Below are 278 nucleotides of genomic sequence, written 5' to 3'. Positions count from 1 at the left end.
TTTCAAAGACAACGACATCAACATCCTCGCTCCCGACGGAAAGCTACTTGGTTCCGCGGCTGCGACGCGCCAGAACCTCATGTATCAGGATCTTCCGGTCAATGCCGGCGGCACAATCGATCTGGCTGCTTCCATCATTACCGCCCAAGGGGGCAAGGACTTGGGCGCCAGGCACGACGGCTGGCAGGTGTCGGCCTTCCACAAGCAGAAGGGCGTGGCAGGTGTAGTAAACAACCTGGGAGTGCAGTACGGCGTTGGACCTGGCACCGGAATCGGGG

General features: G+C 60.1%; 1 protein-coding gene. It reads left to right on the top strand.

The features are described 5' to 3' along the window. The coding region (locus tag B8W69_RS29630) for a carbohydrate porin (protein ID WP_165762739.1) at positions 1-278 on the top strand (278 nt) is incomplete at both ends.

Origin of the sequence: Mycolicibacterium vulneris, assembly GCF_002104765.1 — a bacterium.
GTDB lineage: Bacteria > Actinomycetota > Actinomycetes > Mycobacteriales > Mycobacteriaceae > Mycobacterium > Mycobacterium vulneris.
The sequence above is the reverse complement of the archived record's forward strand: the minus strand, read 5'-3'. Positions and strand labels throughout refer to the sequence as shown.